The 26239-nt window shown below is 43.5% G+C and carries 21 protein-coding genes and 1 pseudogene; 15 read left to right on the top strand and 7 right to left on the bottom strand.

The window, feature by feature from the left end:
* Nucleotides 1–42 precede the first annotated feature (42 nt).
* The 8 genes from AM228_RS06380 to AM228_RS06345 all read left to right on the top strand — a co-directional run bounded on the left by AM228_RS06380 (nucleotide 43) and on the right by AM228_RS06345 (nucleotide 11626).
* On the top strand, nucleotides 43–3039 hold the full coding sequence (locus AM228_RS06380; protein WP_054465260.1) for a glycosyltransferase family 4 protein: 2997 nt from the start codon (nucleotides 43–45) through the stop codon (nucleotides 3037–3039).
* On the top strand, nucleotides 3036–3866 hold the full coding sequence (locus tag AM228_RS06375) for a substrate-binding domain-containing protein (protein ID WP_054465259.1): 831 nt from the start codon (nucleotides 3036–3038) through the stop codon (nucleotides 3864–3866). The genes AM228_RS06380 and AM228_RS06375 overlap by 4 nt, the downstream gene beginning before the upstream one ends.
* Nucleotides 3863–5995, top strand: coding sequence for an ATP-binding protein (locus AM228_RS06370; RefSeq protein WP_082348768.1), 2133 nt, complete (start codon nucleotides 3863–3865; stop codon nucleotides 5993–5995). The genes AM228_RS06375 and AM228_RS06370 overlap by 4 nt, the downstream gene beginning before the upstream one ends.
* Before the next feature lie 418 nt (nucleotides 5996–6413).
* Nucleotides 6414–7601, top strand: a complete 1188-nt coding sequence (locus AM228_RS06365) for an ABC transporter substrate-binding protein (RefSeq protein WP_054465258.1) — start codon at nucleotides 6414–6416, stop codon at nucleotides 7599–7601.
* Nucleotides 7602–8022: 421 nt separating this feature from the next.
* Nucleotides 8023–8973: a branched-chain amino acid ABC transporter permease gene (locus AM228_RS06360; RefSeq protein ID WP_054465257.1), complete on the top strand. Its 951-nt coding sequence runs from the start codon at nucleotides 8023–8025 to the stop codon at nucleotides 8971–8973.
* 109 nt (nucleotides 8974–9082) lie between these two features.
* The gene (locus AM228_RS06355; RefSeq protein ID WP_054465256.1) at nucleotides 9083–10030 is read left to right on the top strand and encodes a branched-chain amino acid ABC transporter permease; all 948 of its coding nucleotides are present in this window, start codon (nucleotides 9083–9085) and stop codon (nucleotides 10028–10030) included.
* Nucleotides 10027–10857 carry an ABC transporter ATP-binding protein gene (locus tag AM228_RS06350; protein WP_054465255.1) on the top strand — a complete coding sequence of 277 codons (831 nt, stop codon included), beginning with the start codon at nucleotides 10027–10029 and terminating at the stop codon, nucleotides 10855–10857. The genes AM228_RS06355 and AM228_RS06350 overlap by 4 nt, the downstream gene beginning before the upstream one ends.
* Before the next feature lie 16 nt (nucleotides 10858–10873).
* Complete coding sequence (locus tag AM228_RS06345) at nucleotides 10874–11626, top strand: ABC transporter ATP-binding protein (protein WP_054465348.1); 753 nt, start codon at nucleotides 10874–10876, stop codon at nucleotides 11624–11626.
* A 419-nt stretch (nucleotides 11627–12045) separates the two neighbouring features.
* Here the strand turns inward: AM228_RS06345 and cbiE are convergent, their stop codons facing one another.
* Complete coding sequence (gene cbiE, locus AM228_RS06340) at nucleotides 12046–13428, bottom strand: precorrin-6y C5,15-methyltransferase (decarboxylating) subunit CbiE (protein ID WP_322096539.1); 1383 nt, start codon at nucleotides 13426–13428, stop codon at nucleotides 12046–12048.
* Between the two features lie 279 nt (nucleotides 13429–13707).
* Between cbiE and AM228_RS06335 the strand changes: the two genes are divergently transcribed.
* Nucleotides 13708–14175, top strand: coding sequence for a DUF2358 domain-containing protein (locus tag AM228_RS06335; RefSeq protein ID WP_322096540.1), 468 nt, complete (start codon nucleotides 13708–13710; stop codon nucleotides 14173–14175).
* 71 nt (nucleotides 14176–14246) lie between these two features.
* Nucleotides 14247–15089 carry a carbonic anhydrase gene (locus AM228_RS06330; protein ID WP_054465253.1) on the top strand — a complete coding sequence of 281 codons (843 nt, stop codon included), beginning with the start codon at nucleotides 14247–14249 and terminating at the stop codon, nucleotides 15087–15089.
* Between the two features lie 226 nt (nucleotides 15090–15315).
* Here AM228_RS06330 and AM228_RS06325 read toward each other — a convergent pair whose 3' ends face one another.
* The 3 genes from AM228_RS06325 to AM228_RS06315 all read right to left on the bottom strand — a co-directional run bounded on the left by AM228_RS06325 (nucleotide 15316) and on the right by AM228_RS06315 (nucleotide 18185).
* Complete coding sequence (locus AM228_RS06325; protein ID WP_054465344.1) at nucleotides 15316–16083, bottom strand: YebC/PmpR family DNA-binding transcriptional regulator; 768 nt, start codon at nucleotides 16081–16083, stop codon at nucleotides 15316–15318.
* 188 nt (nucleotides 16084–16271) lie between these two features.
* Nucleotides 16272–17249 (bottom strand): adenylate/guanylate cyclase domain-containing protein, encoded by a 978-nt coding sequence (locus AM228_RS06320; protein ID WP_054465252.1) that lies wholly within the window; start codon nucleotides 17247–17249, stop codon nucleotides 16272–16274.
* Nucleotides 17250–17438: 189 nt separating this feature from the next.
* Nucleotides 17439–18185, bottom strand: a complete 747-nt coding sequence (locus AM228_RS06315) for a DUF3120 domain-containing protein (protein WP_054465251.1) — start codon at nucleotides 18183–18185, stop codon at nucleotides 17439–17441.
* 129 nt (nucleotides 18186–18314) lie between these two features.
* Between AM228_RS06315 and AM228_RS06310 the strand changes: the two genes are divergently transcribed.
* Nucleotides 18315–19397: an undecaprenyl-diphosphate phosphatase gene (locus AM228_RS06310; protein ID WP_082348766.1), complete on the top strand. Its 1083-nt coding sequence runs from the start codon at nucleotides 18315–18317 to the stop codon at nucleotides 19395–19397.
* Between the two features lie 206 nt (nucleotides 19398–19603).
* On the top strand, nucleotides 19604–20953 hold the full coding sequence (locus tag AM228_RS06305; RefSeq protein WP_054465250.1) for a TIGR03279 family radical SAM protein: 1350 nt from the start codon (nucleotides 19604–19606) through the stop codon (nucleotides 20951–20953).
* A 287-nt stretch (nucleotides 20954–21240) separates the two neighbouring features.
* Here the strand turns inward: AM228_RS06305 and AM228_RS06300 are convergent, their stop codons facing one another.
* A complete protein-coding gene (locus AM228_RS06300) occupies nucleotides 21241–22134 on the bottom strand; it encodes an Rpn family recombination-promoting nuclease/putative transposase (protein WP_054465249.1) in 894 nt (297 codons plus the stop codon).
* Nucleotides 22135–22777: 643 nt separating this feature from the next.
* Between AM228_RS06300 and AM228_RS06295 the strand changes: the two are divergent.
* A pseudogene (locus AM228_RS06295) lies at nucleotides 22778–23535 on the top strand (Uma2 family endonuclease).
* A 208-nt stretch (nucleotides 23536–23743) separates the two neighbouring features.
* On the opposite strand, the gene AM228_RS06290 reads toward AM228_RS06295, so the two are convergent.
* Together AM228_RS06290 and AM228_RS06285 are read right to left on the bottom strand one after the other, a co-directional pair.
* The gene (locus AM228_RS06290; protein ID WP_054465248.1) at nucleotides 23744–24016 is read right to left on the bottom strand and encodes a DUF3143 domain-containing protein; all 273 of its coding nucleotides are present in this window, start codon (nucleotides 24014–24016) and stop codon (nucleotides 23744–23746) included.
* A gap of 113 nt (nucleotides 24017–24129) precedes the next feature.
* Complete coding sequence (locus AM228_RS06285) at nucleotides 24130–24675, bottom strand: J domain-containing protein (RefSeq protein WP_156331577.1); 546 nt, start codon at nucleotides 24673–24675, stop codon at nucleotides 24130–24132.
* Between the two features lie 140 nt (nucleotides 24676–24815).
* On the opposite strand from AM228_RS06285, the gene AM228_RS29275 reads away from it, so the two are divergent.
* The gene (locus AM228_RS29275) at nucleotides 24816–25001 is read left to right on the top strand and encodes a hypothetical protein (RefSeq protein ID WP_156331576.1); all 186 of its coding nucleotides are present in this window, start codon (nucleotides 24816–24818) and stop codon (nucleotides 24999–25001) included.
* A gap of 80 nt (nucleotides 25002–25081) precedes the next feature.
* On the top strand, nucleotides 25082–26074 hold the full coding sequence (ilvC, locus tag AM228_RS06280; protein WP_054465339.1) for a ketol-acid reductoisomerase: 993 nt from the start codon (nucleotides 25082–25084) through the stop codon (nucleotides 26072–26074).
* The last annotated feature ends 165 nt before the right edge of the window (nucleotides 26075–26239 follow it).

Raw genomic sequence — 26239 nt, 5'->3', positions numbered from 1 at the left:
ACAAATCAGTATATAATAACCGGAAATGTAGATGTTTGACTGATGAAAATTGCTTTTGCTGACCCGATCGCCTGTGATTATACGATTGAAACTCCTTACCAACAACCTCTCGGCGGTTCTCAGTCTGCTTTGTGTTATTTGGCAGAAGAATTGGCAAGTCAAGGCCATGAGGTGTTTTTGCTGAATCATAGCAAGACCCCCAGGATCTCTCGTGGGGTACTCTGTTTGCCCCTGCCTTTGACGAATTTGGATCCGGAAAAACTTCAAGGGTTAGATGCTTTGGTGGTGTTGAATTTGGCTGGATATGGGGCAAAATTGCGCTCTCACCTTAGCGAACAGACTCAGTTAATTCTCTGGACGGGACATACTCACCATAATCGAGATATGCAGGCATTGCAAAATCCCGCAGAATTGGCAATGTATGATGGGTTTGCTTTTGTGAGTGAGTGGCAGCGCGATCGCTTTTGTGAGGAGTTTGCCATTGCCCCAGAAAAAACGGCGATTTTAAGAAATGCGATCGCCCCAGCGTTTACGGGATTATTTCCGCCAAATCCCGATATTTTATCCCATATTTTATCTCATATTTTATCTCAAAAAACTTGGCCGCCCATCTTGGCCTATACCAGTACCCCATTTCGGGGATTAGATTTATTATTGGAGATTTTTCCCCGCATTCGCCAAGCCATCCCAGGCACTCGTCTCAAAGTATTTTCTAGTATGAAAGTTTATCATGTCAGTGATGCCGCTGACCAGGAAAATTATGGTGAACTTTATCGTCAATCTCAGGAAATAGAGGGAGTAGAATATATTGGGGCTATTCCCCAAAAAGATTTAGCCAAAGAGTTACAAAAAGTCACTGTTTTAGCCTATCCTAATACTTATTTAGAAACCTCTTGTATTGCGGTGATGGAAGCAATGGCTAGTGGTTGCTATATTGTCACCTCTGATTTGGGGGCATTGCCAGAAACTACCGCCGGATTTGCGCGGTTAATTCCGATTACTCCTGACCGCGAAAGGTATAAAATCCAATTTGCCAATGGGGTAATTTCAGCACTTCAGCAGCTTGATGAATCGCACCTTCGGGCAATGGTTAATTATATTAATCAGGGGTTTACTTGGTCGGTGCGATCTCATGAATGGGTGGATTGGTTGGAAGGTTTGAGGCAACAGGGAATAGGGAATAGGGAACAAGAAAGCAGAGGTGCAGATGTGCAGAGTTGCAGAGGTGCAGAGGAGAAAAATTCTCGATGGCGGCTTCTCCTCTCCTCTGCTCCCCTGCCCCCCTTTTTAAGAGGGGGGATCCCCGTTCCCAGATTAAACATAATTGATAGAAAATTTCAAGCAGAAAGTAAAATGAAAATTGCCTTTTTAGATTTTTCTGATTGGGAATACCAAATAGATAGCCCTTATAAAATGCCTTTGGGAGGTTCCCAATCCGCTTTATGTTATTTAGCGGCAGCTTTAGCGAAATTAGGCCATGAAGTTTTTTTATTAAATGGGATTAGTAAGGAGACTAAATCCCTGGGAGTGAATTGTTTACCTTTTCAGCAAGTTTTTGCCCCTAATTCTGCTTATCAATCTGTCGTAAACTCCTGGGATGTGGTGATTGTTTTAAGTCACGCTGGTGCCGGAATTAAATTACGACAAATTTTAGCAAAACATACTCGGTTGGTGTTATGGACGCAACAGGTTCCCAGTCTGGGTGTGATGCAAGGATTGCAAGATAAAAATGAGCAAGCGGTCTATGATGGGATGGCGTTTGTGAGTAGTTGGCAGCGCGATCGCTTTTTTGAGGCTTTTGCCATTTCCCCAGAAAAAACCACGGTTTTAAGGAATGCGATCGCCCCAGCTTTTGCCCAACAATTTAACAGCGGCGATCGCATTGTTCAGCATAAGTTAGAACCGCCCATCTTGGCTTATACCAGTACCCCATTTCGCGGCTTAGACTTACTGTTAGATATTTTCCCAAAAATTCGCCAAGCTTATCCCGGTACTCGGTTAAAAGTGTTTTCCAGTAAAAAAGTTTATCAACTGCCGCAATCCGTGGATGAATCAGAATATGGTACTCTTTATAATCAATGTCGGCAAATGGCAGGAGTGGAGTATCTTGGTTCGATTTCTCAGCCGGAATTAGCCCAAGAATTGCGATCGGTTTCCGTGTTAGCTTATGCGAATACTTTTGAGGAAACTTCTTGTATTGCGGTGATGGAAGCAATGGCTAGTGGTTGCCATGTTGTCACCAGTGATTTAGCCGCTTTACCCGAAACCACTGCCGGATATGCTTCTTTGGTGTCCGTGGCCGATGTTCAGGGGTTTTCCGCCGTCCGGGATTGGCGATTTTCCCAGCGGCAAGACTGGAAGGCTTATGGTGAAAGGTTTGTGGCGGCAACTTTGGCGGTGTTGCGGAATTATCAGAGTCAGGAAGCCCATCTGCGTCAGATGGTGGACTATGTTAATCAGGCTTGTACTTGGGATGTCCGGGCCGAAGAGTGGGTGACTTGGTTGCAATCATTGGTGGCAGCGGATATGGCAACGGATAGGATAAATCGGTCTTTACCCCCTACACCCTACACTCTACACCCTACACCCCAAAAAGCGGAGGGGGTAACGGATGAGCTAAAGTTATGTCAGCAGGGTGAACAATTATTTCGTGAAGGAAAATTAAGCGAAGCTTTGGCGATTTGTCAGCAATTGATTCGGATGCAGCCTAATTTTGCACCAGGATATAAATTGTTGGGCAATGTATTGCAGGGGAACGGAAAAATTGAGGCGGCAATTCGGGCTTATGAATCAGCGATCGCGCTAAATCCTGATTTTGTTGAGGCATTAGCGAATTTAGGCACGATGTATTACCAAAATGGTCAGGGACAAGCGGCGATCACTTGTTATGAAAAAGCGATAAAATTACAACCAAAGTTAGCGGGACTTTACTGGAATTTAGCCAAATTATTGGCAGATCAAGGGCAAGGGCAAGCAGCGATCGCTTATCGGCAAAAAGCCTTAGAATTACAACCTTTTTTAGAGGATATTACGAGATGAAATTTGTTTGGATCAGTGGGTTGGTAGTGGGGGCAATGCTGGTCTTGACCAGTTGCACCCAAAGTGAACCTATAACAGGCGATCGGCAAACCATTAAAATTGGCGGTTCGTCAGAGGCTTATGAAGTGATGGAAATTTTGACGGAAGCTTATGCAGCAGAAAAGAAAACCATCGACTTTAAATTTCTTCAGTCAAGTCAAACCAGTGGTGGGGTTCAAGGGGTCAAAGATGGAGTGATTGATATTGGGTTAACCAGTCGAGAACTAACAGAGTCAGAAAAAGATTCTACGATTCAATACCGAGCGATCGCTCATAGTCCGATGCTATTGGCAACCCATGAAATTGTCTCTATTCAAAATTTGACCACGGAACAAATTAAAGGCATCTACAGTGGGCAGATTAATAACTGGCAAGAAGTCGGCGGACCTGATGCAGAAATTATCCTCTTGGATTTACCGGAAGATGAAGCAGACAAGCAGTTATTGCGGCAGCATTATTTAGGCGATATTACAATAGATTACCGGGCAATCGTTTTTTCAGAAGACGATCAAATTATTAAAGCTTTGTTAAGCACACCTTATAGCATCGGAACCGTGGCCAAAACCGAGGAATTTTCCCAAGGGTATATAAATATTTTAAGCATTGATAGCATTTCTGCATCTCCAGAAAATATTGCCCAGGGTAAATATGAGTTATTGTACACAATTGGCATGGTTTTCCCGGATCAGCCTAACCCAGTTACGCAAGATTTTATTAACTATATTTTCAGTGAAATAGGACAGAAAAAATTAGCCTCGTCTGGCTATGCAGTGATTCAGCAGCCATGACCTCAAAACAGCCGATAAAAATAGATGGAGAAATTCAAGTAATGTCACTAAAAAATTATCCAATTACAGGCAATCCCATCACCGTGTCATCCGATAAAGACCAGGATTCTGAACCCAATGGCGAGGCCAATAAGAATAATCATCGGCGGTTTTGGCTAAATCAGGTTTATTCGCAAATGTCAATCCGCCAGAAAATTAGCCTGCCTTTTATTGTGATGTTTTTAGCCACATGGTTTTTAGGATCGAGTGCTTTTGGCTATTACTTTTCACGAAGTTTAGAAGAAAAGAAAAGTGATGAAATAGAAGCTTTAGGTCAAATAATTTTTAGAGATTTTGAAAAAACCAAAAATCAATTAGAGATTCATGCTCGTTTAATATCAGAAAACCATCAAATAATTGAAGCAATAAAATCAGAAAACACGCCAGATTTGTTGCAGAATGTGTTACCGTTAAAAACCTCTTTGTCTTTAGATTTGATTAAGATTGTAGATCAAGACGGGAATAAGTTGATCGATTTACGGGTGCCACTGTTGACCCATGCGACTCTCTTCGATCAAATTGCGATTTCCCAGGCAATTCATGGGGTCAATTTATCAAGCATGATTGCCACAAAAAGCCCGGTGGTTTATGTTTTGGTGGGAACCGCACCGATTAAATCCCAGGAAGGGATCGTGGGTGGAGTTATTGTCGGCCATGCCATTAGTAATGATTTGTTAAAAGAGATTAGTGAAGGACTAGATAAAGATATTGTCGCGCTGCATCAGCAACAGCAAATCGCCTCTACGTTGCCCAATGGGAATCAGATTCAATGGCACAATGTGTTAAACGGTAAAAATCGCGATTCCCCCAAAATATTCCCTTCACGCCCAAAGACTCAAGAACTGTATATTAACCAGCAACCTTATATGGCCAAACCTATCGTAATACATGGATTGGCTAATACAAAATTAGAGTTATTATTACTGAGTCCGCTTCAGAGTTTGCGTCAGTCACAGCGACGGTTATGGATCGCCGTGGGAATTTTTTCTTTGCTGGGAGTGGCGATCGCCTCTACGATGGGTTACTTAATTGCTGGGGCAATTTCCCGACCGATTAAAAAAGTCACTGATGCCAGCACACAGTTAGCGGATGGCGATCTCACTATCCGAGTGCCGGTGATCTCTCGTGATGAATTAAGCCAACTAGCCCAAGGGTTTAATTTCATGGCGGAACAAATCCAACAACGCGATCGCGAACTCAAGCTAAAAATGCAAGAATTACAAGATACCTTGGAAAAACTTTCTGTCACCCAACTTCAACTGGTTCAAAGCGAAAAAATGGCGGGTTTGGGGCAAATAGTTGCGGGAATTGCTCACGAACTCAATAACCCCGTCACCTTTATTTATGGCAATGTGGAACACGCTTTCGATTATATTGAAGACCTGCTAAATTTGATTTCAGCCTATCAACAAGAATATCCCGAACCGACAGAAGCGCTGGCTGAAACCATTGAGGAGATTGACTTATATTTCTTGATTTATGACCTGAAAAAAATCCTCCAATCGATGAAATATGGGGCGGAACGGATTAAAAGCATTATCTTAGACTTGCGTAATTTTTCCCGCTTAGATGAAGCGGATTTAAAGTCCGTGAATTTGCTAGAAGGATTAGAAAATACCTTAAAAATTCTCCAGTATCGCTTTAAGCCCCAAGCCAATCGTCCAGAAATTCAACTGGTTAAAGATTATCAGAATTTACCGCTGGTTGAGTGTTATGCTGCCAAAATGAATCAGGTATTTATGAATATCTTGAGTAATGCTATTGATGCTCTAGAAATGGTTGCCAATCCCATGATTAAAATTAAAACTAAGTTTGCTGAAAATCTTCAGCAAGTTCAAGTGGCAATTTATGATAATGGCTGTGGAATTACTGAAGAGATTATCTCCAAAATATTTGATCCTTTTTTTACGACAAAACCTGTGGGCAAAGGAACGGGAATGGGTTTGGCTGTGAGCTATCAAGTTATTGTAGATCAGCATGGGGGTTTGCTAGAATGTGTTTCTAAACCTGGTCAAGGATCTGAATTTTTGATTACCTTACCAATTCGCCATCAACAGGGGATTTCCGATCATATATCTGATAAAGTTTAATCGGGGAGCCAGGGAGCCCAGAAGCGAGGGAGCCGGGGAACCGGGGAGCCAAAGTCAGCAAATCCGTAAAAAAACTTCAGACACAGGCACTTGGAACCATTTTTCCAGCATACTTTAATGTAACCCACATTCCGCACTTCTTAACATTTAATGAATTATTTTTACTAATATATCGCTTGTAATCTTTATCCTGTAAGCATTCTAGTTATCAGGATTCATTGCCCATAATATGAATAATTGTAATAAATTTTCTCATAAAAATTAGCTATTGAGAAGTTTCATTATTAAGTATTCCTGTAATGGCAGTTTTTCGTAAAAACATCCTGAATAGAGTTAAGATATGTAACGATATATGAAGATGTGCGGAATGTGGGATGTAAGATAGCCATACACATACTTATATTTGCTCTGGCAGTTTATGAAAAAGCATACCGCTTGTACCTCAGCCTTATTTGGTACTCTCGCTCTCCTGCTGACAGCCTGCGCTCAAACTAACAACACTTCTACATCAAATACTATTCCCCTGGGCATTGCCTTGGCACAAACCAGCAACGTAGCTTTGATTGGTCAAGAAGGCATTCAAGGAGCCAAAATTGCTGAGAAATATTTTAATGACAAAGGCGGAATCAATGGGAAACCGATTAAATTAATTATTCAGGATACAGGAGGAGAGGAAGCGGGGGCGATCAATGCCTTTCAAACTTTAATTACTCAAAATAAAGTGGTTGGCATTGTTGGGCCAACTCTTTCCCAACAGGCTTTTAGCGCCGATCCGATCGCCGAACGAGCCAAAGTGCCAGTGGTTGCTGCCTCGAATACCGCCAAAGGCATTCCAGAAATTGGGGATTATATTGCCCGTGTTTCCGCACCCGTTTCGAGCGTTGCCCCCAATTCACTGAAAGCAGCGCTGAAGATCAACCCAAATATCAAGAAAGTTGCGGTTTTATATGCCCAAAATGATGCTTTTAGCAAGTCAGAAACCGAAATATTTCAGCAAGTTGTCAAAGATTTAAAACTTGATTTAGCCACGGTACAAAAGTTCCAAACCACAGACACAGACTTCCAATCCCAAGCCACGAATGTCATCAATCTTAAACCAGATTTAATTATTATTTCTGGCTTGACCACCGATGGCGGCAACTTGGTGCGGCAACTGCGAGAACTGGGTTATAAAGGACAGATTGTTGGCGGAAATGGATTTAACACCTCCAATATTTTTGCCGTATGCAAGGATCTTTGTAATGGCGTGATTGTCGCTCAAGCATACAGTCCCGAACATCCGGGAGAAATTAACCAAACTTTTCGCACGACTTACCTAAATCAGTACAAAAAAGAACCGCCTCAGTTTAGTGCCCAAGCATTTACAGCCGTTCAGGTATTTGTAGAATCTCTCACCGCACTCGATCAAAAAAATCCCGTTAACCAAGTACCTTTAGAGCAACTACGGACAGAACTAAATCAACAAGTCCTAATTGGTAAGTACGATACTCCCATTGGGGAGATTTCCTTTACCCCAGTTGGCGATGTGGTTCAGCAGCAATTTTATGTATCACAACTCAAAGTAGATCCCGATGGAAGCAACGGTAAATTTGTGCCGCTGAAATAGTTAAGTTCATTAAGATTAAAGTGCCAACAACTGTCGGGTTTTTGCTGCGCTTTTCCGATTAATAGAATACTGTATGGGCGAAGCTTATGTGCTAAAATTTCTAATTTTTACTCTAAATTTTACCATGTACGGGCGTGATATTTCCATCAATAAATATGGGCGTTCAAGCAATAACGTATCTGCCGGAAATATCGCGCCCCTACTGCCCAAATGCTTCTCCCCTAATGACTGCTGATAGCTGAAGATTGATTTCAGTCGGTTGCAAGATATTGCACCCCAAATCAAGCACACCCAATCACCCGACAGAGGTGAAAACCCCTGTCTAATAGCGTCCATTCGGTTAAAACCAAATCATTACCAGATTCTGGAGACGCGATTAGGAAGTTTTACAGCAAATTAAACCTTTTAAGCTTAAATATCAATGGACATCACCCTATTTTTTCAGCAATTTCTTAACGGTTTATCCATCGGCAGTGTATATGCCATCTTTGCCTTGGGCTACACCCTCATCTTCTCGATCTTGGGGATTATTAATTTTGCACATGGGGCAATTTTTACCCTCGGTGCCTATTTCACCTATGCGATTATGGGAAATGCCTTTGGCTTTAATGGATTGTTGGCCAATAGCCAATTGCCAATCAAATTACCCTTTCCTATTGCCTTAATTCTAGGGAGTATTCTGGCGGGTTTGGTCGGGGTTGGGATTGAGCGCCTTGCCTTCCGTCCGTTGCGGCGAAAAGGGGCTGATTCTTTACTGACGGTTGTTTCTAGCCTGGGTGTGGCCTTGGTCATCGTCAATTTGATTCAATATTTAGTCGGGGCAGAAAACTATACATTTCCCGGAAATACCTATGGAAATTTACCCGCAGCGATTAACTTTGGTACAGAGGAGCAACCGATTCCGATTCGCAGTGTTCAGGTGGTAATTTTTGGGGTTTCTGTGGTGATTTTATCCATTTTGACCTATTTTATTAATTACACGAAATATGGCAAGGCAATGCGGGCAGTTGCCGAAGATCCGATCGCGGCTAATTTATTAGGAATTAATACAGACGGCTTTATCGTTCTGACCTTTTTCATCAGTAGTTTCTTGGCTGGGGTCGCCGGAACTTTGGTGGGATCGAGTGTCAGCATTGCTGGCCCTTATTTTGGCATTGCCTTTGGATTAAAAGGTTTAGCGGTGATTGTACTCGGAGGGTTAGGCAGTATTCCGGGAGCAGTGTTGGGCGGTTTGGTGATTGGATTAGCGGAGGCGTTTGTGCCCGCAGATTACTCGGCTTATAAGGATGCAGTGGCTTTTGGCATTCTGTTTATTATGCTATTGGTTAGACCTCAAGGTTTATTGGGTCGGAGGTTGATCCAGAAAGTTTAAACCAGAAAGTTTAAACCAGAAAGTTTAAACCAGAAAGTTTAAACCAGAAAGTTTAAAATTTGCCCAGGCTTCTCTGAAGAAAATTTACACAATAGAATCAATAGAATCAATGGCTGATTTTTTCAACACTTACGGGCCGCTCATCGTCTCAATGGTACTAGGGGCATTGCTAGGGCTATCCCTGTATTTGCCACTGATGACCGGACAGCTATCTTTGGCTAGTCCTGGTTTTTATGCCTTGGGCGGATATATCGCGGCAATTTTATCTACTCAAGTTTTTCCCTCCAGTGATAGTTTGTTTCCGATTCATCTGCTGCTATTGGAAATGCTGATTGCCGCCTTTGTGTCTGGGTTATTGGGTCTTTTGGTGGGAATTCCCGCCCTGCGGCTAAGAGGAATCTATTTAGCGATCGCCACCATTGCCTTTGTGGAAATCCTGCGGGTTATTTCCCTCAACCTAGAAATCACCGGAGGGGCAGTCGGGATTTTTGCCATCCCCCAACCTTTTGCCACACCCATTGAGTATTTGTGGGTGGCGCTGCCTTTACTGCTGATTACTATGGTGATACTCTACCGCCTAGAGCGAATTCGCGTGGGACGAGCCTTCATCGCCATCCGGGAGGATGAACTGGCGGCGGGGGCAATGGGCATCAACCCAACTTACTATAAGGTATTAGCTTTTACTCTGGGTGCAATCTTGGCGGGAATTGTGGGTGCAGTGAGTGCCCATTTTCTCAATACCTGGAACGCCCGTCAAGGTACATTTGATGCCAGTATTGTCTATTTGACTTCTGTGTTGATTGGGGGCAGCAGAACTTTTGTCGGGCCAGTGTTAGGTGGGATGGTATTTACCGCTTTACCAGAGATCCTGCGGGCGATCGCCGATACCCCAAACTTACCCCTCTGGTTAGCCCAATTCCTCCGCGATGGTCGCCTAATCTTTTTCGGATTACTGATTATTTTAGGAACCATCTTCTTTCCTCAAGGTCTGGTTACGCCAGACTTATTCAAGAGACGGCAGCACAGTCTAAAACACGAAATTAAACCAGACCCATGACCAGCGAAAACGTAGCCATCACGAAAACAGATCCACCCTTATCTAACAGTCACCCTTTTTTAGAAAGCAAGGGTCTGACCCGGAATTTTGGGGGGCTGGTAGCGGTGAATCAGGTATCTTTTACCGTCAATGCCAACGAAATTTTTGGTTTAATTGGCCCCAATGGGGCGGGAAAAACCACTTTATTTAATATGATTACGGGGCTGGTGCCGCCGTCTAGTGGACAGCTAATTTATCAAGGAGAAGAAATTACTCAGTTACGGGCTGATCAAATTGCCGCTAAAGGCATTGCCCGCACCTTCCAAAATATTCGTCTGTTTGGCGATCTATCTGCCTGGGAAAATGTGATGATTGGTCGGCATATTAAAAGTCGCCACACCTCTGAGGCAACGGCTCTTTTCAGGGGTTTATTCGGATTGCCGCCAACTCCTACTGACGAGAAAGAAACCAAACAGAAGGCTTTAGAATTACTGAATTTAGTGGGATTAGGCGATCGCGCCTTAGAAAAAGCCAAAAACTTTGCTTACGGCGATCAGCGTCGCCTAGAAATTGCCCGTGCCCTGGCCTTAGAACCGCAAATCCTCCTATTAGATGAACCCGCTGCGGGCATGAATCCCAACGAGAAGCATCAATTAAGTGAATTTATCCGAGACATTCGCCACCAGTTTAATTTAACGGTGATTTTGATTGAGCATCATGTCCCGTTGGTGATGGGGTTATGTCACCGAATTGCCGTTTTAGATTTTGGTCAATTGATTGCTCTAGGTGAACCCAGTGAAGTCAAAAATAATCCGGCTGTAATTGAAGCTTATTTGGGTGATGAATGAGGATTTAAAATCACAAATGAATATAGATCAAACCAGCAACTTAGCTCAACCAGAAAAACTAATCCCGCTCCTAGAAATTAACAACCTTTCTGTTAACTACGGCGGCATTCAAGCTTTGCAAAGTATCAATCTCACCGTTAACGTGGGTGAGGTGGTGACTTTAATTGGGGCTAATGGTGCAGGCAAAAGTACCACCTTACGGGCAATTTCTCGACTGGTCAATCCTCGCAGCGGTGAGATTATTTATCAGGGGCGAAATATTACCCGTCGTCCCCCCCATGAAGTGGTCAGACTCGGCATTGCCCATTCCCCTGAAGGACGGCGAGTGCTCGCCAGACAAACGGTGCTAGATAATTTGGAATTAGGCGCTTATATTCATTCTAATTCCGCAGAAATCAAGGCCGATATTTCTCGACAATTTGAAGTGTTTCCCCGGTTGGCCGAACGCCGCCATCAACTAGCAGGAACTCTCAGTGGTGGAGAACAGCAAATGTTGGCGATCGCACGTGCGGTAATGAGCCGACCGAAACTGTTACTATTGGATGAGCCTAGCCTGGGTCTTGCCCCCGCGATTGTGCGGGAAATTTTCTCGATTATCCAAAATCTGCGCGACCTCGGCGTTACGATTCTGCTCGTTGAGCAAAACGCCCATTTAGCCCTGCAAATTTCTCATCGGGGATATGTGTTAGAAGCCGGTCGCATTACTCTGACGGGAAAAGCCTCAGATTTGTTGAATGATGACCGGGTAAGACAAGCCTATTTGGGTTAAAAATCCTCTTTTTTATGGCATCAGACAAAGGGTAAAACTATCAATGTGAAGCCGGACGGAAGGCAAATTGATGCATTTTGGCCGATCACGAAGCGTGCCGGATGGCATGACGCAAAGACCCGAATAAATAGGGCAAACCAGCAGAAATCGAGAAGTTCACATAACCAATTTTTGCTGGTTTGCATACGGCGGTTTTCGATTGAATAGACCACAGATATTGCGGGGTTCGATCTGGGCTTGTAGGGCTGTTGACCCAACTTGACCCAATGGCTGTTGACCCAATTTTTTACGGAAATGCTTCGCCTGAATCCAAGATTTGTGGTTCACTAATCAGACAAATGCTGTAAAGTTCAGAAAACCGATAGCTATCTGATTTTTGGTGGGAATCGAAATAAAAAACCACAAAAAATCAATATTAATTATTTTTGATTCAAAGTAACAATCGTGACCGGATTTAGGGGTGATAACCGGGTAAGTTCGGCAATGGGAACTGAGCGATAAAGATTGACTTGTAATAGTTGATATTGCCAGCCGGATGTTTGCGCCCAGGCGATCGCAATATTCAGATTTTCTATAGAGGTAATCGTTAATACAATGATGCCATGATGAGCCATGTAGCTACTACAAAGACTCAGAATTTGCCGCAGGGAACCCCCGGTTCCCCCAATAAAAATTCGGTCGGGAACTGCTAGGCGATATAAAATATCTGGGGCGCTGCCATAAATTGAAACTACGTTAGACAAATGAAACCGTTGGCAGTTTTGTTCAATTAGGGCAATTCCTTCCGCACTTTTTTCAATGGCATAGATATTAGACGTGGGAAATAACCGGGCGATTTCAATGGCAACTGAACCAGTTCCTGCGCCAATATCCCAAATTGTTTGGTTCGGCTTGAGGGCAAGTTCTCCTAAGATTAGCAGGCGAATTTCTCGCTTAGTAATTAATTCGGGGCGTGAAGCGAAGCTATCCCGAAGGGAATCGCGAAAACTGACAAAGTAATGATCAGGAATGCCGATTTGCGGTAATTTATTTAAATCAATGGGCTGAGTTTTTTCGGGAGATTGGCGGATTAATAAAACGACATTTAATTCGCCTAATTCGCCCAAGGTTTGTGGTTTTATTTCGCTGAGGTCTGAGAAACATTGGACTTTTTCTTCCTGACTACCCAGGTTTTCACAGACCCAAAATTGATAGGAAACCGCTAAATCTAAGGAAAGAATGAGCCGGGCGATCGCGCTGGGGGTATTGCGATCGCCCGTGAGAATGGCAATTTTTTCCACCCCTTTTTTTACCGCGTTAATTAATTCATCCCCAGGACGACCGGACATACTAATGAATGTAGCATCTTGCCAGGGAATTTTGACTCGGTTAAACGCAAGTTGAATACTACTTATATGTGGATGAAAGGTGAGATGTTCCGGGGGAAATGATTCCAGCAGCAGTCGTCCCAAGCCAAAAAATAAGGGATCGCCAGAGACTAAAATCACGATACAAGGCAGAGAAAGCGGATTCACTGAGGAAATTTCCCGCCCCGGTTCCCTATTGCCGAAATTTTCCTGAGTGATTTCCTGAGTGAGATAATTTTCCAGTCGGCGGCGCAGTTTCCGCAAGATAATATTAATTATATTCATTGAGCCAATGACCAGCCGTTCTGCCGGATGGTCTGGGAAATAACTCAGGTGGCGATCGCTCCCCACTAAAATAGTCGCTTGCTCCACAATTTGTCGTACAGGTGCGGTCAACCCGGCGACTCCATCTAAACCAATTCCCACTACATGAATCATCAGTAATTTATTCGGCAACTATCAAGTCTATTAAAATCTCTGACAATTCAATTTAACTTATGTGATGACCATTTCCAAATTTTTCTTTCGCCAAAATTGCTCAATTAACTGTTCACCGTTGACCGTTCACGACGATCATTTATGTGTTGTTGGTTATTTGTTATGTGTTGTTGGTTATTTGTTGTTTGTTGTTTGTTGCTTGTTGTTTAATAATGGTCAATGGCGATCGCCGCATTGAGCATAAATTTGCCTAAAATAAGAAAGAAGTCAATCCGGAGTAAATTCTCCTTCCTACCAGTGAGCGAAAATCCACAACAAGTACAAACAGCGGTCAGGGCAGCTATCCCGAAGGCGATCGCCACCCTGCAACAAGAGTTACCCACTTTATTTGAACGAGATTTATCTTACGATATCTACGCTGAAGATATTTTTTTTAAAGACCCGGTAAATACATTTAAAGGCAAATTTAACTATCGGATTATCTTCTGGACACTGCGATTTCATGGCCGGCTATTTTTTACCGAACTCTATTTTGATTTACATAATGTCCAGCAAACTAAACCAGAGAGTGAACCAGAAATTATCTTAGCCAACTGGACTGTGCGGGGAATTTTACGCTTGCCTTGGAAACCAACACTCTTGTTTAATGGTTATTCCACGTACAAGCTAAATCATGCTGGTTTGATTTACGAACATATTGATACCTGGGATCGTTCACCAATAGATATTTTAAAGCAGTTCTGGGGAGGATCTGATATTTCTTAACGGCTGCTGTTCAAGGTTTTTTCTGTTTTTAACAGTGATATTTTTTAGCGAAAAAATGTGCGATTTAATCTATGATTAAATTTATAAAAAATAATTTTTTGCTTGGTTCTCTAATTCTCGTATATTGTCTGTTTGTTTTGCTTTTACAAGTTATCATTAATCCAAATCCGAGAGCAGAAACACATGAGGCAATCGCCGAAAATCATTATTTAGTCCATTGGAGTTATGGCGGTTCGAGAAACCCTAGCCGTTGGGGGAAAATAAGTGCAGAATATGTCTTATGTAAAACCGGACAATATCAATCACCAATTAATTTCGATTCAGATAATTTTGAGCGAAAAATCAATTCTGAGTCTACTCCGAAGCCGCTTAAATTTAATTATCAGAGAATTCCTTTAACGGTTAAAAATAATGGTCATACGATTCAAGTCGATTATTCTGGGGGCAGTTCTGGGGGCAGTTCTATGGAAATTGATGGAGAAACTTATCGGTTGCTTGAGTTTCACTTTCACACCCCTAGCGAACATACGGTTGACGAGATGGCTTATGGGATGGAACTGCACTTAGTTCACCAGAATCAGGCGGGAAATTTTGCCGTTGTGGGAGTCTTTATTGAAGAAGGATCAGAAAATTATTTTCTCCAGCAAATTTGGGATCATTTGCCGGAAAGTGAAGGAGAAAAAACCCTGGAAAAGTTGATGGTTAATGCCTATAATTTTTTACCAGAGAATCGGGAATACTATAGTTATGACGGTTCTTTAACCACCCCTCCTTGCAGTGAAGCGGTGAAATGGTATGTGATGACAACGCCCATCGAAGCTTCGGCAGAACAAATTGAGCAGTTTATGGAAATTTATCCGATGAATGCGCGACCAGTGCAACCGTTGCATCGGCGCAAAATTCATCATCATTGATTCTGATTAATATTAGTAGAATATTAGTAGAATAATGAGCTAGTCAAGCTAAAAACCCGGTTTTTTTGAAAAAAACCGGGTTTTTCACGCAGCTATTATAGCGCTTTGGGATGTAATAAGGTACATCTCGACCCTCCCAACCCGATCGCGGTGAAAGGGGGAGATCAAAGGGGGGGTGGAGGAGCGAAGTGTATCCCATAGCAGAGGAAACTGCTGTAAACAAAAATTACAGGAAACTTAAAGACATTAATTCATCCGCTAGATTAAAGTTGGCGGTGACATTTTGCACATCATCTAAGTCTTCTAATGCATCCATTAATTTGAGAAGCGATCGCGCCACATCTGGATCGGTTACTTCTATATTATTGCCCGGAATCCAACGCAATTCTGATTCGATTACTGCATAGCCTTTTTGCTTTAAGATTTGAGTCAGATTTTCTAGATTGCTAATTTCTGTAAAAACTTCCGCCCCTGGGATATCGTCCACGTCCGTTAATTCATAAGATTCAGCCCCAGCTTCTAGCAAGACTTCTAGTAACTCATCTTCATCCACTGAACCTTGGATAATACAGACTCCTTTTTGTTCAAACATCCAACTCACGCAACCTGTTTCTCCTAAGTTGCCGCCATTTTTACTAAATGCCACCCTTAAATCTGCTGCGGTTCGATTCCGGTTATCGGTCAATGCTTCAATTAATATTGCCACTCCCCCAGAACCATATCCTTCATAACGAATCGCTTCATAGTTATCGCTGCCAGAGTCCCAAGTTCCGGCACCTTTGGCGATCGCTCGTTCAATATTATCATTAGGAATTCCGGCAGCCTTGGCTTTTTCGATCGCCGTCCGCAATTGAAAATTACCCTCCGGATCTGGAACACCCGATCGCGCTGCCACGATAATCTCTCGCGAGATTTTCGTAAACATCTTGCCTTTTTTCGCATCTACTCTAGCTTTTTGGCGCTTAATATTTGCCCACTTACTATGTCCAGCCATAAAACTACTATTTTTTTTAGGTTTCACTGAAATAGGATAAGGCAAATCAAACCAATCGCCTAAATCCCTCAGAAAATCCGGTTCTAAGTTGCGTAAGTCCTGGACAGCACAACAATAATATTCGCTCTGGAAAATTGGCAAATCACCAGAAAATTCTAGAGCCAAGTATCTTTAGTTAAGCATTTTAGTTAAGAACTTTTTATCTGGACAAATTTTTCCAAATCCACAAAAGATCCCCCGTAAGTCACGGTGGGTTTATCGTAGCCTTTTAAATGCACCGTATGCTGTTGGAATACTTGCTCATTCGGTTCCCAAGCGGAGAGGGCTTTATAAGTGGTTTCCCCAAAGGCAATATCACAGCCAATTTGTTTCGTGGTTGTTTCTAGGCGAAATGCCGCATTCACCGTATCCCCCAGGGCGGTATAGTCTTGGCGATCGCCCGTCCCGGTATTGCCAACCATCGCATAGCCCGTATTTACCCCGGCACCAATCCGTAATGGAAAGGGCAGAGGATATTTCTGATTCAGTTTTTCGGTGATCTGGGCTAAACCAATCAAAGACTGACAAATTTGCAGCACTTCTTCTGAACTCACTTGATTGCTGCGATGAAACCAAACCGCCATCACCGCATCGCCAATATATTTATCCACCCAACTACCATGAGTTCTAATAATATCACCGGCATAGCGAAACCAGGTGCCAATCACTTCTGACAGAATTTTCTCGTCCAGTTGCCGAGTCAGGACGGTGAAATTGCGAATATCCACCACCATCACAGAAATTAAACAGCGTTGATATAAGGCGGCGGTTAAATCCTGGGAGTCTTGGTCATCGACAGACTCCGTAGGTTTGTCCATCCCTGAGTAAAAATCAATTTCCGTTTCCCCAAAGGTGATGCGATCGCCATTTTGTAAAGTGACAGGAATCGTCACCCGTCGGCCATTCACAAACGTACCATTACGGCTGCCCAGATCGATTAAGTAAAATTCACCCCCTTCTGTCCGCTGCATCATGGCATGGTTTCGGGAAATCCATCGGTCTGGCAACACAAAATGATTATCGTCACTGCGACCAATTGTCCAGCAGCTTGTACCGATCAGGGGAAGATAGCGCTCACCGGATTCAGTTCGCAGAATCAAATGAGGATTTCGTTGCAAGTTCACTATGGGCCTCCCAGTGCTGCCAGACCTCGCCCTCTGATTCTACCCTGGTCTTTATGGGGTAAGCCTAAAGGACAGAGGTGGCAATTTTTTTACAGATGTTTTACATAATTGAGCCGAAGATTTTGATGATCCGGAAATTTTTGGCGATCGCAGGAATCGGCGCCATCTATTTCGGCCTATCCGCATTTTCTTTTAAGCCGCCAAAGCCGCCAACCAAAATAGGCCATCCACCAAAATTGTACTGAGAACTGCACCTGAAAATGCCCACCAGTGTAATGTTTCTGATGGGCTGCTTCTACGATAGCCTAAAGGAAAAAAACCGACGACCAGAAGAACCGTAGCGAGGACTGCCGCACAGCCAATTCCCCAAGGGGTATGGACTTGAGCGATCGCACTGCGGAAAATTGGCATCGCTAAATCTGATTCAGCCAGCATCAATTGGCGCCAGTGGGGAATCAGATCCACTAAATAAAAATAAATATCCGTGACCGCAGTGCCAAATAAAGAACCCACATAAAACCAAGCACCCACCAGCCATTGATTGCGACGGATACACCAAATCGCCATCGGCAAGGCGATCGCCTCCACGGGCAAATGTAGGGTCGGTTCCCAACGCAACCCCCCCCAATACAAAGAACCCGCCAACCAACTACCCGTAAAGCCCATCAACAAATCGCCCCAAACCGCCGTAGCAGACTGAGACATTAACCACCGACTCAGCCAAAACCAGCCGCCGGTAAGAATCAAGCTCACTAAAGGCAGATATCTCACCAAAGGAGCTTCAAAAAATACCGGCACCGAAACCAGAAACACTGACGCCGCAAAGACCAATCCCGGTTTGGCGACCCCAATTTTGCCTAGAACAAAAGTGAGCAAATTAACCGGAGACTTAAGCAAAGATGCGGTGACATCCCTAACAGACCAAGTATCGTTAAACAACGGATTTTAATATTCTTTACTTAACTTCATCTTATTTAATATACCAGACTCAAATCCTTGCCAAGTAAATTTAAAGAGCTTTTTCAGATCAATATATTCAAGATATTCAGGGGAACTGATTCAATGTGAATGAAAGAATGTCTATGGTCTGTTCTATGGTCTGTAAGTTGCCCAAAACAAGAGTTGCCCAATACAAAAGGAGGAATCGTGGGTTTATCTAAATTAAAAATATCTAAATCGAAACTATCAAACTGGAAATTATTAAGCGGATTCGGGTCTGGTGTCACCAGTGCGCTATTGCTTTCTAGTCAGGCTTTGAGCAACCAAGTCACGGAAACCAGCACCTCGGCAACCGATGCCCAGATAACATTCTGGGAAGCCATTGTCTTGGGAATGGTTCAAGGACTCACAGAATTTTTACCCATTAGTAGCACCGCTCATTTAAAAGTTGTGCCGGTTGTCCTCGGTTGGGGAGATCCCGGTGTTTCTTTTACTGCGGTGATTCAACTGGGTAGTATTGCCGCCGTCTTGTGGTACTTTTGGGGAGACTTGATCGGATTGACTAAAGGTGCATTCAGTGCTTTACGGGAGCAGAAATACAGCGATCGCGACCTAAAAATCGTCATCGGCATTGCCCTGGGAACCTTGCCCATCGTTATTTTAGGACTAGGGATTAAATTTAACGCCACCATTGCGGATTTTTATGACACAAAAGTCAGAAGTTTATTAGTAATTGCCATTGTTTCCATTATCATGGGGCTATTATTAGGAGTGGCAGAAATATTGGGCAAACGCCAGCGCAACTTTGAGCAATTGAGCCTCAAAGAGGGGGTCTTAATGGGTTGCGCCCAAGCATTAGCCATTATTCCTGGGGTGTCGCGTTCCGGTTCCACCATTACGTCCGGCTTATTTATTGGCTTGGAACGGGCTACCGCTGCACGATTTTCTTTTTTATTAGGAATTCCCGCTATTACCTTAGCCGGGTTAGTTGAGCTTAAAGACTTATTAAGTGAAGGGGTCGGGGGTGTTGGGATGGTGCCATTAATCTGCGGACTCGTCTCATCAGTGGTATTTTCTTATGGCTCGATCGCCTGGTTAATTAAATTCTTACAAACCCAGAACACCTGGGTATTTGTGGGCTATCGGCTAATTTTTGGTCTGACTATTTTAGGCGCGATCGCTGCCCAAATTTCCTGGACAGTAGGACAATAATTCTGTCGGGTGTGGGGTGTAATTGATAATTGATAATTGATAATTAATAATTAATAATTAATAATTGATAATTGATAATTGATAATTTTCTTTAATTGTCAATTATCAATTGTTAATTATCAATTATTCCCCCGATGGCGGCCCTACACCCTACACCCCACACCCTGTCATTTATAAACTTATCCGTTGCTAAATCCCTTGCGAAAATGAGCGAAATATCTATCCGTCCTGCCCAAATTACCAAAATTATTCCCGATTCCATCGCCGCTGAAATTGGCTTTGAACCGGGCGATCGCCTAATTTCCATTAATGGCACTCGTCCTCGGGATCTAATTGATTACCAATTTCTTTGTGCCGATGAATTCCTAGAACTGGAAGTTCAAGACACCAAAGGAAAAATTCACCAGATAGAAATCGAAAAAGACTACGACGAAGACCTCGGTCTAGAATTTGAAAGCGCCTTGTTTGATGGCCTAATTCAATGTAATAATCGTTGTCCTTTTTGCTTCATCGACCAAAAGCCGCCCGGAATGAGAGACACCCTATATCTCAAAGATGATGACTACCGTCTCAGCTTTTTATATGGGTCTTATCTCACCCTGACCAACTTACCAAAAAAAGAATGGGAAAGAATCGAACAAATGCGGCTTTCTCCTCTCTATGTTTCCGTTCATGCCACTGAACCAGAAATCCGCATTCGCTTACTAAAAAATCCGCGATCCGGGGACATCCTCAAACAGTTACAATGGTTTAAAGAACGCCGCCTGCAAATTCATGCTCAAGTCGTCGTTTGTCCGGGAATTAATGATGGTCAACACTTAGAACAAACTTTATTAGATTTAGCCAAATTTGGCCGGGGTGAAGTGCCAGCAGTGGCATCGGTTGCCGTCGTCCCCGTTGGCTTAACCAAATTTAGACCCGATGAAGATGAATTAGTCCCGGTCTCTCCCGAAAAAGCCAGAGAAGTGATTCAGCAAGTGCAGAATTTGCAAGCATCTTTTAGAAAAAAATTAAAATCCACCTTTGCGTGGTTGGCGGATGAATGGTTTTTAATTGCCGGTGAAGAATTGCCCCCGGAATCAGATTATCAAGACTATCCCCAAATTGATAATGGTGTGGGTTCAATTCGCTTATTTATCCGGCAATTTGAGGAATTAGCTGCTGGAATTTTGCCCAAAGAAGTTACCCCAGAACGGCGTTTAACTTGGGTGGTGGGCAATGCGGTGGAAAAAGCCTTTGACCCGATTTGCCAATCCCTGAATCAGGTGCAAGGATTAAAGATACAAGTGGTAGCTTTAAATAGTGAATTTTGGGGGCAAACTATTAGCGTGACTGGGGTTTTAACCGGCCAAGATTTGTTAATGGGATTGCAAGGGAAAGATTTAGGGGAAGCAATTTTATTGCCCACGGTGATGCTGAAACATGGTGAAAGTCGATTTTTAGATGATGTCACCGTTGAAGATTTATCCCGTCAACTTCAGGTGCCCGTGTTAATGGTTCATAGTGTTGAGGAATTGCTAAATACGGCGATCGCTGACCCATTCTGGAGGAAATAAAATTTTCCAGCTTTACAGCAATTTACTGTTGCATAAACCACAAATTTTCGTCTGTAAGGGCGAAGCATTCGGGCAGTCAATTCTCGGTTTTTACCCTGGAGATAACTGCCCGAATGCAGAAGTGTAAGGGCGAAGCATTCGGGCAGTCAATTCTCGGTTTTTACCCTGGAGATAACTGCCCGAATGCAGAAGTGTAAGGGCGAAGCATTCGGGCTGCTAATTATCGGGTTTTCCCCTGGAGATAACTGCCCGAATGCTTCGCCCCTACTTGCGGGAATGCTTTGCCTCTACCCTTGCAGCCAATTTTCTAAATCAGCCAAACTTTGAAAATCAAAAATTGCCTCGGTTAAACTTTCTAAATCCGCTAAAGATAGCTGTTCAACTTGACTGATAATTGGCGGGGTAATTTCTCCAAAACGCTTGGATAGTTGACGCATCACGAGGGCGATCGCTTGTTCAAGTCGTCCTTGTTCCTTGGCATAAGATAGTCGTCCTTTCTCATCTTGCAACATCATCCCCCGGCGATCGACCGCTTCCAATTCTTCTACCGTCATCTTCGCTTGGTTAGCCAAATTCAAAGCAAATTCTATTTCCGAGACTTCCCCTAAACTTGGTGGTATTTCCTCTAAAGTAGCCGCTTCTTTGAGAAAATAAATCCATTTATCGCTTAAAGCACTTAACTCTGAGAGAGTTTTCTTAAATTTGGGCAACTCCACAAATATCAGGCGCAATTCTTTGTCAATACAGGGAAAGTGTTGCGTTTCTTCTTGAAACACAAATTTGTTGATTACCTGTTGGGTTTGTGGAAACAGCATAAAATCGGTTATTGTCACTGCGATCGCTGGATTAAGTAAGGGATAATCCTCCTCTGTAACCAACTGGTTCCTATAGGTTTTTGTCAGATTATAAGCGACTCGTTTGTTAAAAGCGGTCATCGAAGCCACTTGCATTTCGATCGCCACAATTGACCCGTCCGCTAAAACCGCTTTCACATCTAGATAGGTGTCTTTTAATGTCATCACCTGACCGGGGTTATAGGGGTTGACAATGGTTAAGGATTTCATCACTTTCTCTCCCCCATAAACGATCGCATTGAGAAAGCTAATTAAGATTTCTTTACTTTGTTCAGAACCAAAGATTTTTTTAAAGGCATAATCGACCTTGGGACTAATGAATCTCATATTTTTTCCTTTTAAGCCATTAGGGATAGTTATCTAAATTTTACCACAAGGCTTTAGGTGACTTAATCACAAGTGAAGCGTCAAGCTAAGGGCGATCGCAAATATATCCAAAAAAATCACCAAAAAATCACAAATAGGCACAGGAGAGCCCCGCCAGAGGGCTCTCCTGGTGAGTGGGAAGCTATGAGGGTTTTACCTGGCCCGGAGTGGAACTTAACTGCTCCTACTGCTGGTTTTTTCTTGTTTTTTAACCCTTGAGTATCTCCAAAGAGGAACTCCGGGCCGGGTATCCCTGGTTTAGCTTGGGCTTGTATTACATTGGCCCCAGTTAACCTGAGTGTCTTTATAACTATATAATGAGGCTTTATTCTGGATTTGTCAATAGTTTTTATAATATTTTTTTGAAAGTTTATCTAACTGTTAAATTAGGCATTTTTGGCAATTTTTTAGTTATTTTTATGGGGACTTTTGCGCTGATGTTCAGCGTGGGTAATTATTTTGATTTGCCCTCGATAAAATAAAATATTTTAAGTCGCGATCGCATTATATCTTTCCTCTAGCTATTCTCTCGAAAAAAGCGATAGACTTATCTTGGCAAAAAAAGTGATATAAAATAAGTAGTGCGGATTTGAGGAAATAACTTATGGTAATGCAATTACAGCCCCAAACCGAAGCGGAAATCATTTATCCTAAAAGTGATGGACAACCGATCGCCGATAACACCATTCAATTTCGCTGGATTACCGTCATTTACTACAACTTGGCTTGGCTATTTGCCGAAAACGATCGGGTTTTCATAGCCGGAGACTTGCTCTGGTATCCAGTGCAGGGAAATAACTAATTAAGCGAAGCCCCGGATGTAATGGTAGTATTTGGGGTGGAAAAAGGAGACCGAGGTTCTTATCAACAGTGGAAAGAAAATAACATTGCCCCTCAAGTAGTATTTGATATTCTTTCCCCCAGCAATACTTTCACCGAAATGGGTCGGAAATATTTTATCAACGGTATGGAGTAGAAGAATACTATCTCTACGACCCGCAGCAAAATAGCTTAACCGGATGGGTACGTTCTGAGGAATGGCTAGATGAGATTTCGTCAATTAATGGCTGGGTTTCCCCTCGGTTAGGAATTCGCTTTGAATTGTCATCAGATACTTTCCAGTTATATCTTCCTGACGGGCAACCTTTTGCCGACTATATTCAGGTAAGACTAAAAATTTTATCAGCACAACTGAAACAGGAACGTCAGGCTAAGGAAACTGTATCAGCACAACTGGAACGGGAACGCGAACGGGCTAAACGTTTAGAGCAATTATTGCGAGAAGCGGGCATCGATCCCGATATTGCATCCGCAACGCTTCGCGATATTGCATCCGCAACGCTTCGCGAACGCAATTCTTAGCAACTCATAAACATTTTTGCTCTCTGATCTCAAAAATTAGAGCAAAAAAAGCGATCGCCTCTGAGGTAATTTCCCCTTCATGCGATCGCAAGGAATAGGGAACGGGAAACGGGGAATGGGAAACGGGGAACGGGGAACGGGGAACGGGGAAAAGTTGCCTATTCCCTGATAACTGTTCCCTAATAACTATTCCCTTTTTTTTACCGAATTAAGGCCCAGAAAAAACCGCTTCCTGAATATCTTCGCGACTTAAAGAATACTTAAAAGAACGCTTAATATCTTGATTACCACCAGCGGCATTAATATAGCGGACATTAATCTGATCTATATCCAGTTCTATCTCAGCTTTCCAGGTGGGTTTTTCCACATACCAAATACTTAACTCATCGCGGCTTTGTTCGCATCCCATATCGCGCAGCCATTGCTCGATATCAGGGAGAGGATGGTTATAGAGAGGAGTGGTCGGTGCCAGTTTAGTCATCATTTAATTCTAAGCATGAATATATGCGATCATTCTATGACTTATTGAATTGACATTGGACAAAATCATCAGAGAACTCAGATAGATTCCCCGGTAAGCAGTGGTAAAGTGCTTTAGCCCGGAGGCAAACACAAGCAGCTAACGGTTTGAAACGCCGTATCTCCTCGGATAACCGCGATCGCGATCGCCAGCATAATACAGCCCAAAACCGTAATAGCCATAAAAAACAGCGCCGAAATCTCCCCAGCGGATAACGGACGATCCACAGGTTCCAGGGACGATGACTGCGACGAAGGTCGAGCATAAGCGCGATTAGATGCTAACCCCTGCCGAAGCTGATGTTCATAAATCTTTTGCTGATAAAAACGCAACTGTTGATCGTAAATCGCCCGCTGCCGGGGATCGCTCAGAATCCCGTAAGCTTCCTTCACCTCTTGAAACTTTTCCTTAGCCAAATCCGAAGGCAAATTAGTCGTATCTGGGTGATAGCGCTTACTAAATTCCCAGTACGCCTTGCGAATTTCCACTATCGACGCCGAATATGACAATCCCAGCACCGTGTAATAATTCTGTAACTCCTCGGATGCGGCAGGCATTGCCCACCCACCGTCTGTTTGAGCAGACATCCGCTCTCGATCGTCCTGATTTTGAACCCACATCAGTACAAAGCAAATATCAGTTAGTTAGTTCTGATATTATGACTCAACTCGACAGAAGTTATTAGTTGGTGGTTGGTGGTTGGTGGTTGTTGCTTGTTGGTTGGTGGTTGGTGGTTGGTTGGGGAAAGTCGTAGGGGCGAATGGCCATTCGCCCGTACAAAAGAATTATCACTATTCACTATTCACTATTCACTATTCACTATTCACTATTCACTATTCACTATTCACTATTCACTTCTCCCCTGCACCTCTGCTCGATGGCGGCTCCCCCCGCTCCCCCGCTCGATGGCGGCTCCCCTGCACCCCTGTTGCCTTTCGATCGCTAATTCTCGCAATCTCCATACTCTACTCTGGTACAATATAAAGTTTGCAATGTTACAACAGTTGTTGGATGGAGATGCCGATTATGGCCCGGATGTACTACGACGCGGATGCCAACTTAGACCTATTAGCCGGAAAAACCATTGCAATTATTGGTTACGGCTCTCAAGGTCATGCCCATGCCCTGAACCTAAAAGAAAGCGGCATAAATGTAATTGTCGGATTATATCCGGGCAGTAAGTCAGCCGCTAAAGCCAAAGAAGCCGGATTGACAGTTCACACCGTCGCTGACGCTGCTAAAGCCGCTGACTGGATTATGATTTTGTTGCCGGATGAAGTACAAAAAACTGTCTACAAAAACGAAATTGAACCGAACCTGAGTCCAGGCAAAGTCCTGTCCTTTGCTCACGGTTTCAATATTCACTTTGGTCAAATTGTGCCCCCGGACAATGTAGACGTAGTGATGGTGGCACCGAAAGGCCCCGGACATTTAGTGCGACGCACCTATACCCAGGGAGAGGGCGTCCCTTGCTTATTTGCCGTCTATCAAGATGCCAGCGGTCAAGCCCGCGATCGCGCCATGGCCTATGCCAAAGGCATTGGTGGCACCCGTGGAGGCATCCTGGAAACCACCTTCCGCGAAGAAACCGAAACCGACCTCTTTGGGGAACAAGTCGTACTGTGTGGCGGTTTAAGTGCGCTCATCAAAGCCGGATTTGAAACCTTAGTTGCCGCTGGATATCAGCCAGAACTAGCCTATTTTGAATGCCTCCACGAAGTTAAACTAATTGTTGACTTAATTGTGGAAGGTGGCCTTGCCAATATGCGTGATAGCATTTCTAACACCGCTGAATATGGCGACCTTACTCGTGGGCCACGCATTGTCACCGATCAAACTCGTGCCGAAATGCGGAAAATTTTATCAGAAATTCAATCCGGTCAATTTGCGCGGGAATTTGTATTAGAAAATCAAGCGGGTAAACCAGGCTTTACCGCCATGCGGCGTCAAGAAGCCGAACATCCCATTGAGGAAGTCGGCAAAGATTTGAGAGCAATGTTTAGCTGGCTGAAAAAATAGTCAATCAGGGAACAGTTATCAGGGAACAGTTATCAGGGAATAGGTAACTTTTCCCCGATCCTTCCCGTTCCCCGTTCCCTATTCCCTGATAACCGAACCCCGTTCCCTCAACAGTTATCAGGGAATAGGCAACTTTTCTAGGTAACTTTTCCCCGATCCTTCCCG

It is taken from the genome of Planktothricoides sp. SR001, assembly GCF_001276715.1.
Taxonomy (GTDB): domain Bacteria; phylum Cyanobacteriota; class Cyanobacteriia; order Cyanobacteriales; family Laspinemataceae; genus Planktothricoides; species Planktothricoides raciborskii.
The sequence above is the reverse complement of the archived record's forward strand: the minus strand, read 5'-3'. Positions and strand labels throughout refer to the sequence as shown.

Excerpts from the sequence above, each read along its gene's own strand:
- ilvC (WP_054465339.1), top strand. The coding sequence starts at position 25,082 with ATGGCCCGGATGTACTACGACGCGGATGCCAACTTAGACCTATTAGCC.
- AM228_RS06375 (WP_054465259.1), top strand. The coding sequence starts at position 3,036 with ATGAAATTTGTTTGGATCAGTGGGTTGGTAGTGGGGGCAATGCTGGTC.
- AM228_RS06285 (WP_156331577.1), bottom strand. The coding sequence starts at position 24,675 with ATGTGGGTTCAAAATCAGGACGATCGAGAGCGGATGTCTGCTCAAACA.
- AM228_RS06380 (WP_054465260.1), top strand. The coding sequence starts at position 43 with ATGAAAATTGCTTTTGCTGACCCGATCGCCTGTGATTATACGATTGAA.
- AM228_RS06350 (WP_054465255.1), top strand. The coding sequence starts at position 10,027 with ATGACCAGCGAAAACGTAGCCATCACGAAAACAGATCCACCCTTATCT.
- AM228_RS29275 (WP_156331576.1), top strand. The coding sequence starts at position 24,816 with ATGGCCATTCGCCCGTACAAAAGAATTATCACTATTCACTATTCACTA.
- AM228_RS06360 (WP_054465257.1), top strand. The coding sequence starts at position 8,023 with ATGGACATCACCCTATTTTTTCAGCAATTTCTTAACGGTTTATCCATC.
- AM228_RS06345 (WP_054465348.1), top strand. The coding sequence starts at position 10,874 with ATGAATATAGATCAAACCAGCAACTTAGCTCAACCAGAAAAACTAATC.
- AM228_RS06310 (WP_082348766.1), top strand. The coding sequence starts at position 18,315 with ATGAAAGAATGTCTATGGTCTGTTCTATGGTCTGTAAGTTGCCCAAAA.
- AM228_RS06330 (WP_054465253.1), top strand. The coding sequence starts at position 14,247 with ATGATTAAATTTATAAAAAATAATTTTTTGCTTGGTTCTCTAATTCTC.
- AM228_RS06365 (WP_054465258.1), top strand. The coding sequence starts at position 6,414 with ATGAAAAAGCATACCGCTTGTACCTCAGCCTTATTTGGTACTCTCGCT.
- AM228_RS06325 (WP_054465344.1), bottom strand. The coding sequence starts at position 16,083 with ATGGCTGGACATAGTAAGTGGGCAAATATTAAGCGCCAAAAAGCTAGA.
- AM228_RS06290 (WP_054465248.1), bottom strand. The coding sequence starts at position 24,016 with ATGACTAAACTGGCACCGACCACTCCTCTCTATAACCATCCTCTCCCT.
- AM228_RS06300 (WP_054465249.1), bottom strand. The coding sequence starts at position 22,134 with ATGAGATTCATTAGTCCCAAGGTCGATTATGCCTTTAAAAAAATCTTT.
- AM228_RS06370 (WP_082348768.1), top strand. The coding sequence starts at position 3,863 with ATGACCTCAAAACAGCCGATAAAAATAGATGGAGAAATTCAAGTAATG.
- AM228_RS06305 (WP_054465250.1), top strand. The coding sequence starts at position 19,604 with ATGAGCGAAATATCTATCCGTCCTGCCCAAATTACCAAAATTATTCCC.
- AM228_RS06355 (WP_054465256.1), top strand. The coding sequence starts at position 9,083 with ATGGCTGATTTTTTCAACACTTACGGGCCGCTCATCGTCTCAATGGTA.